Origin of the sequence: Flavobacterium sp. (assembly GCF_043722275.1) — a bacterium.
Lineage (GTDB): Bacteria > Bacteroidota > Bacteroidia > Flavobacteriales > Flavobacteriaceae > Flavobacterium.
Window position 1 is genome coordinate 1 of sequence record NZ_JAYSPC010000088.1, and the last position, 7,618, is coordinate 7,618.

Sequence of the window (7,618 nt, forward strand, 5' to 3'; positions counted from 1 at the left end):
CTTTGTATTGACATTGCAGGTTTCTGCCAGAAACTCCGTAGAAAGAAGCAATGGTATTACAATCATTTGGACTCGAATCTATTGATCTCTTTTAAAAAAGACGCAAACTCCTGAGTTACACGAGTTCCGTCTGCCACTAAATTCCAATCTCTAAACTTCACAATTTAAATCGTATAAATCCGTTTAAATCATTAAAATATGCGAGTGGTTAGACTTAATTTTATTTAATCTTAAAACTCGCCTAATTCTGCTCATAACCAATAACAAATACTTTTAGATTCAAATATTAATCCTTACTTTTGAACCTCATAAAAAATCAAAAATCATGGCTTTAATAACATTAGGAGGAAATCCGGTTCATACTTCAGGTGAATTACCAACTGTTGGATCGCAACTAGCTGATTTCAAATTAGTACAAAACGATTTGTCTGTTGCTTCACTAAGTAACTTCGCGGGAAAAAAGTTGGTTTTAAATATTTTTCCAAGTGTTGATACAGGAACTTGTGCTGCTTCTATTAGAAAATTCAACGAAAGTGCAAGCAACTTAGAAAATACTACTGTTTTATGTATTTCAAGAGATTTGCCTTTTGCTCAAAAACGTTTTTGTGGAGCTGAAGGATTAGAAAATGTAGTTAATTTATCTGATTTTCAAGAAGGTTCTTTTGGCAAGTCAAACGGTTTAGAAATCGTTGACGGACCTTTGGCAGGTTTACATTCAAGGGCTATTATTGTAGTTGATGAAAATGGAAAAATTACACATACAGAACAAGTTGCTGAAATTGCAAACGAGCCGAATTACGAAGCAGCTTTAGCAGCACTATAATAACCTTTAAATGGAATTTCAAAAAGATAATACTTTTGTAACAGGCAGATTAAAAAGCATGACTTATGCTTTTAATGGAGCTGTAAAACTTATTCGAACAGAACATAGCATTATGGTTCAATTCTCATTGGGAATTTTAATGACTATAGCTGGATTCTATTTTCATATTTCGCAAATCGAATGGCTTTGTCAAACATTAGCAATTGGCTTGGTTTTAAGTGTTGAAGGATTGAATACAGCAGTGGAAAAAATTGCTGATTTTATTCATCCCAACTATCATGAAAGAATTGGATTTATTAAAGATATTGCTGCAGGAGCGGTATTTTTTGCCGCAATGACCGCAATAGCAATAGGCTTGATTATTTATACCCCAAAATTTATATAAGGCAACAGTAAACGCAAGAATGGCAAAAACAACAAAAAAAGAAACTTTAGACAAAAAAAACGAATCAAAGACTGAGACTTTAAAATCTTGGAAACCCAATAAACAACAACGTTTTGTTTTGGGTTGCCTTTTGGTTCTATTTTCTATCGCATTATTAGTTGCATTTATTTCTTTTTACGTCAATGGACAGTGGCAAACAGACCAAAGTGCAGTAACTCAGCTTGGTGATCGTGCCGAAGGGGTAGAAAACTGGCTCGGAAAATTTGGCGCTTTTCTATCGGACTTAATTGTATATAAAGGTTTTGGAATTGCTTCTTTTGTATTAGTACGTTTATTTTTCTTAACCGGATTATTTCTGGCGTTAGAAATGTCAACCAAAAGACTTAAAAGCATTTGGTTCTGGGATTTATTTGCAATTATTATTGTTTCTGTTTTATTTGGTTTTTTTGCCACTTCAGCACCGGAATTAGGCGGAACAATTGGTTATGAACTGAATTTATTCCTTCAGGATTATATTGGAAAAACAGGTACTTTGTTGACTTTACTTTTTGGTTTAATCATCTATCTTATTTTTAAAATTAAACTATCTCCAGAGAAGATTCAATCTTATTTTGATTCTACAAAAAAAGAATTCAAATCAGAATTGGGATCTCTTAAGCCTCAACAGGCAGAAAGTGCTTATAATTTAGAAGAATTTGCAACTGAGGAAGACGTGGAATTAGATAATATTCACTTAAAATCTGATGTTACACAATTCGAAATCAATAAAGAAGCTTTAAAACCTACAATTAATCATTCATCAGAAATTGATTTGAATCCGGTTGTAAAGCCACTTCAAATGGATATCAAACCTGCAACGATAACTCAACCCGTTCACGTGGAAGAATTTGTCATTGAAAAAGCAGCAGAAGAAGATATTATCGAAGAAAACCTGGCTTCTCGCCTTGTAGCTGATTTTGGATTATTTGACCCAACGTTAGATTTATCAAACTATAAATTCCCAACCATTGATTTATTAAAAGAATATTCGACTGGCGGAATTACAATCAATCAGGAAGAATTAGAAGAAAATAAAAATAAAATTGTAGATACACTACGTAACTATAAAATTGAAATCGCACAGATTAAAGCAACAGTTGGTCCATCTGTAACTTTGTACGAAATTGTGCCTGAAGCCGGAATCAGAATTTCTAAAATTAAAAGTTTAGAAGATGATATTGCTTTATCACTTTCGGCATTAGGGATTCGTATTATTGCGCCAATTCCAGGAAAAGGAACTATTGGTATTGAGGTTCCTAATAAGAATCCAACTATGGTTTCTATGAAAAGTGTTATTGGATCGGCAAAGTTTCAGGAAGCTGAAATGGAACTACCAATTGCTTTAGGAAAAACAATTTCAAATGAAACTTTTGTTGTCGATTTAGCTAAAATGCCTCACTTATTAATGGCGGGTGCTACAGGTCAAGGAAAATCTGTGGGATTGAACGCAGTCTTAACTTCGCTTTTATACAAAAAACATCCAGCCGAAGTGAAATTTGTTTTGGTTGATCCTAAAAAAGTAGAGTTAACATTATTCAATAAAATTGAAAGACATTATTTAGCTAAGCTTCCTGATACCGAAGACGCAATTATTACTGATAATGCAAAAGTGGTTAATACATTAAACTCACTTTGTGTTGAAATGGATAATCGTTATTCGTTATTAAAAGATGCAATGGTTCGTAATATTAAGGAATATAACGATAAGTTTAAAGCCAGAAAATTGAATCCGGAAGCTGGACACAGATTTCTACCTTACATTATATTAGTTGTCGATGAGTTCGCTGATTTGATTATGACGGCTGGTAAAGAAGTAGAAATTCCTATCGCTCGTTTGGCTCAGTTAGCACGTGCTATTGGTATTCACTTGATTATTGCAACACAAAGACCATCTGTTAACGTTATTACAGGTTTGATTAAAGCAAATTTCCCTGCGAGAATCGCTTTTAGGGTAACCTCAAAAATTGACTCCAGAACTATCTTGGATACTCAAGGAGCTGATCAGTTAATTGGTCGTGGAGATTTATTATATACTAATGGAAACGATGTTGTTCGAGTACAATGCGCATTCATTGATACTCCAGAGGTAGAAAAAATTACGGATTTTATTGGTTCGCAAAAAGCATATGCTACGGCTTATTTGCTTCCCGAATTTGTTGGAGAAGAAACTGGCATTAATCTTGATATGAATATTTCCGACAGAGATACTTTATTTAGAGAAGCCGCAGAGATTATTGTAAATGCACAACAGGGTTCTGCTTCATTATTGCAAAGAAAATTAAAATTGGGTTACAACAGAGCCGGTCGTTTGATCGATCAGCTCGAAGCAGCTGGAATTGTTGGTCCGTTTGAAGGCAGTAAAGCAAGAAGTGTGAATATATCTGACCTAAGTTCTCTTGATCAATTTTTTAATAATGAACAAAATTAATCCTATCATGAAAACAAAAATTCAGGAAATCCAAAACAATTCTATTACTAAGATGACTAAAAAGTGTATTCAAATGGCAATTATATTGCTTTTGAGCTTTACTTCTATTCAGGCTCAGGATAAAAAAGCAAAAGATTTATTGAACGAAGTAACGGCTAAAATAAAAAGCTACGACAATATTGTTATTGATTTTAAATATTCTTTAAATAATGCAAAAGAGAATATCAATCAGGATAGTAAAGGAAATGTAACTATGAAAGGCAATCAATATGTGTTGAATTTTATGGGGGTTACTAAAATATTCGATGGGCAGAAAACTTACACTATTGTACCTGAAGACGAAGAAGTTACTGTTTCTAAAGTAAACGAAAAAGATGATGCAGCAATTACACCTTCAAAAATGCTTACCTTTTTTAATTCAGGTTACAAATACAATATGGATATTGTACAAAATGTAAAAGGAAGAAAAATTCAGTACATCAAATTGGCTCCTACAAACACAAAAGATCAAAGAAAGGAAATCCTTTTAGGTATTGATGTTCAGACAAAACACATCTATAATTTAATTGAAACAGGAAAAAATGGAACAAAAACCACTTTAACCGTTAATTCTTTTAAAACCAACCAGCCTTTATCAAAAAATCAATTTACATTTGTAGCAAGCAAATATCCAAAATACTACATCAACAAATTAGACTAGATACAAGGTTGAAAATTTTAGACAAATACTTACTAAAAACATTCCTGATTACATTTACTACGGTATTTGTAATCCTTTTTTTTATATTCATACTTCAAACTGTTTGGCTTTTTATCTCTGAACTTGCAGGTAAAGATTTAGATTTGTTACTGATTGTGAAATTCCTTTTATTCTCAATGCCTCGAATAATTCCGTTAGTGTTACCATTATCTGTTTTATTAGCATCAATCATGACATTTGGAAATTTAGCCGAGAATTATGAATTCGCCGCTATGAAATCTTCTGGAATATCACTCCAGAGAGCGATGCGCGCTTTGATTGTTTTTATCTGCGTATTAAGTCTGGTTGCATTTTGGTTTGCAAATAATGTTATTCCTTACGCAGAATATAAGTTTGTTAATTTCCGTAAAAACATTGCACAGGCAAAGCCTGCTATGGCAATTGCCGAAGGTCAATTTAATGACGTTGGCTTTTATAACATTAAAGTAAATAAAAAATCAGGCGAAAACGGAAACATTTTAACCGGAGTTACTATTCATGAAAAACCGAATAACGTTGGAGAAAACAAAACCGTTATAAAGGCAAAAGATGGTAAGTTAATCAGTAATGAGAAATCAAGCATCTTAAAATTAGTTTTAAATGATGGTTATTATTATCAGGATGTCACGCCAAAAAAATATGAAGAGCGTGCTAAATTACCTTTTATTAAAGGGAAATTTAAGAAACAAATTATCAATATTGATTTATCTGAATTGAATAAAGTCGACGAAGATAAAGAAAACGTTGGTAGTACGAACGGAATGCTAAATGTTAATGAATTACGCTATACTTTAGATTCCTTAAATAAAAATCTGGACAATGAAATTATTTCTTTTTCAGAGAATATTAATCAACGTGTTGGGATTAGAAAAACTCCAATTTCAATAAAATCTGATATAAAGAAAAAACAATTACCTGATAACATATTATCCTTATACACTAACAAACAGAAATCAGATATTTTAAAAATGGCGAGCAGTAATGTTACCAGCAATATATATTCGATTGAAACTACTCAAAAAGATTTAAAAGACAAACAGCGCGAAATTAATAAACACCTAACTGCTTTATACGAAAAGTTCGTAATTGCTTTTGCTTGTTTTTTAATGTTTTTTATTGGAGCTCCCTTAGGTGCAATTATTCGAAAAGGCGGACTTGGTTTACCAATTGTCTTCGCTATTTTAATTTTTATTACTTTTCATTTTATCAATACTTTTGGAAAAAGACTTTCTCAAGAAGGTGGAATGTCTCCGTTTTTAGGTTCATGGATGTCCTCTTTTGTATTATCACCATTGGCGATCTTACTAACATATCGTGCAACAAATGATAATGGATTGATCAACTTTGACGCGATTACAACTCCAATTTCACAACTATTTCAAAAAATTTCCGAGCGATTTTTCCCTGCTCAAAATCAAAAATAATTATGTCAACAACAAAAATACAACTGAATACCATTGAAGAAGCTATAGAAGATATTCGTCAAGGTAAAGTCATCATTGTAGTCGATGATGAAGATCGCGAAAATGAAGGTGATTTTTTGGCTGCAGCCGAAAAAGTAACACCGGAGATGATCAATTTCATGGCTACTCACGGACGCGGTTTAATTTGCGCTCCGCTTACTGAAAGTCGTTGTAAAGAATTAGATTTAAGGCCAATGGTTACCAATAATACAGATCATATGGAAACGGCTTTTACAGTTTCAGTTGATTTAAAAGGACATGGAGTGACGACCGGAATTTCTGCTGCTGACAGATCCAAGACTGTATTAGCGTTAACAGATTCAAATGTAAAACCACACGAATTAGCGCGCCCGGGGCACATTTTTCCTCTGGTAGCTAAACAAGGCGGTGTATTAAGAAGAACTGGTCATACAGAAGCTGCTATTGATTTTGCAAGATTAGCTGGATTTAAATCGGCTGGAGTTATTTGTGAAATTTTAAATGAAGACGGAACTATGTCCCGTTTACCCGAATTGGTAAAGGTTGCTAAGAAATTTAATTTAAAATTAGTTTCGATTGAAGATTTAGTAGCCTATAGAATGCAACACGATAGTTTGATCGTTAAAAAAGAAGATTTTGACATTGAGACCCGTTTTGGAACTTTTAGATTAAGAGCTTATGAGCAAACGACCAATAAACAAATTCATATTGCTTTAACGAAAGGAACCTGGAATCTTGGAGAGCCAATCTTAACTAGAATCAATTCTTCGCAGGTTAATAATGATTTGTTGGGTACGTTAACTAATAATGCCGAGCAACAATTGGATGATATGTTTAAAGTAATCAATGAAAATGGTAAAGGTGCTGTTTTATTCATTAATCAGGATATGACTGCAGTAAACTTATTAAACAGAATTGCAGAGCTTAAAACATTACAATCGGAAGGCACAATGAAAGCGCCAAAAGTAATTATTGACAGTAAAGATTACGGAATAGGAGCTCAAATTTTGCATGATATTGATATTTCCAAAATAAGATTGGTTTCTAATACAGAGCAAACAAAACGTGTTGGAATGATTGGATACGGACTTGAAATAACAGAATACGTAAGTTACTAATATGGGAACATTAGAAGAAAGAATTTTAAAATCTGAAACGCGCATATTTAAAGCCGTTTTTCCGAGTACAACAAACCATTATGACACGTTATTTGGCGGAACTGCTCTTCATCTTATGGATGAAGTTGCTTTTATCTGCGCTACTCGTTTTAGCCGCAAAAAAGTAGTTACAATATCGACTGGTCAGATTGACTTTAAAAAAGCGATTCCCGCAGGAACTTTAATTGAATTAATAGCAAGAGTAGATAGCGTTGGAAGAACAAGTTGTAAAATTCATGTTGATATTTTTATGGAACAAATGTATTCAGAACTTCGCGAAACGGTAGTTTCAGGAACTTTTTCGTTTGTTGCTGTTGATGAAAACAAAAAGCCAACACCAATTTTAGACGACTTGGATTAATTTTTCACAAAATATATTTTTCGTAAATACTGATAATTAGACACTTGAAAATTATTAAAAAAAAAGTTTCAAAAAAAGTCTAAAAAAAGTTTTGAGAACCGAAAAAGCGTCTTATATTTGCACTCGCAATCAGCAAATGATCGCAACATACTGGAGAAATGGCAGAGCGGTCGAATGCGGCAGTCTTGAAAACTGTTGACTGTAACAGGTCCGGGGGTTCGAATCCCTCTTTCTCCGCCAGTAG

At 33.2% G+C, this 7,618-nt stretch carries 7 protein-coding genes and 1 tRNA gene; all 8 read left to right on the top strand.

The window, feature by feature from the left end:
• The first annotated feature begins 325 nt into the window (after window positions 1–325).
• The 8 genes from tpx (at window position 326) to ACHZDT_RS11225 (ending at window position 7,614) form a co-directional block, all read left to right on the top strand.
• Entirely contained in the window at window positions 326–823 is a 498-nt protein-coding gene (gene tpx / locus ACHZDT_RS11190) for a thiol peroxidase (protein WP_394774713.1), read from the top strand.
• Between the two features lie 10 nt (window positions 824–833).
• Window positions 834–1,208, top strand: coding sequence for a diacylglycerol kinase family protein (locus ACHZDT_RS11195; RefSeq protein WP_394774714.1), 375 nt, complete (start codon window positions 834–836; stop codon window positions 1,206–1,208).
• 19 nt (window positions 1,209–1,227) lie between these two features.
• Entirely contained in the window at window positions 1,228–3,675 is a 2,448-nt protein-coding gene (locus ACHZDT_RS11200) for a DNA translocase FtsK (protein WP_394774715.1), read from the top strand.
• A gap of 7 nt (window positions 3,676–3,682) precedes the next feature.
• A complete protein-coding gene (locus ACHZDT_RS11205; RefSeq protein ID WP_394774716.1) occupies window positions 3,683–4,375 on the top strand; it encodes an outer membrane lipoprotein carrier protein LolA in 693 nt (230 codons plus the stop codon).
• An 8-nt stretch (window positions 4,376–4,383) separates the two neighbouring features.
• Window positions 4,384–5,838, top strand: coding sequence for an LptF/LptG family permease (locus ACHZDT_RS11210; RefSeq protein ID WP_394774717.1), 1,455 nt, complete (start codon window positions 4,384–4,386; stop codon window positions 5,836–5,838).
• 2 nt (window positions 5,839–5,840) lie between these two features.
• A complete protein-coding gene (ribB, locus tag ACHZDT_RS11215) occupies window positions 5,841–6,974 on the top strand; it encodes a 3,4-dihydroxy-2-butanone-4-phosphate synthase (RefSeq protein ID WP_194616338.1) in 1,134 nt (377 codons plus the stop codon).
• Window position 6,975: 1 nt separating this feature from the next.
• A complete protein-coding gene (locus ACHZDT_RS11220) occupies window positions 6,976–7,374 on the top strand; it encodes an acyl-CoA thioesterase (protein WP_394774718.1) in 399 nt (132 codons plus the stop codon).
• A 152-nt stretch (window positions 7,375–7,526) separates the two neighbouring features.
• Window positions 7,527–7,614, top strand: a tRNA-Ser gene (locus ACHZDT_RS11225).
• Window positions 7,615–7,618: the final 4 nt, after the last annotated feature.

Bases quoted from the DNA above. Each gene is read 5' to 3' on its own strand.
- tpx (WP_394774713.1), top strand. From the start codon at position 326: ATGGCTTTAATAACATTAGGAGGAAATCCGGTTCATACTTCAGGTGAA.
- ACHZDT_RS11195 (WP_394774714.1), top strand. From the start codon at position 834: ATGGAATTTCAAAAAGATAATACTTTTGTAACAGGCAGATTAAAAAGC.
- ACHZDT_RS11200 (WP_394774715.1), top strand. From the start codon at position 1,228: ATGGCAAAAACAACAAAAAAAGAAACTTTAGACAAAAAAAACGAATCA.
- ACHZDT_RS11205 (WP_394774716.1), top strand. From the start codon at position 3,683: ATGAAAACAAAAATTCAGGAAATCCAAAACAATTCTATTACTAAGATG.
- ribB (WP_194616338.1), top strand. From the start codon at position 5,841: ATGTCAACAACAAAAATACAACTGAATACCATTGAAGAAGCTATAGAA.
- ACHZDT_RS11220 (WP_394774718.1), top strand. From the start codon at position 6,976: ATGGGAACATTAGAAGAAAGAATTTTAAAATCTGAAACGCGCATATTT.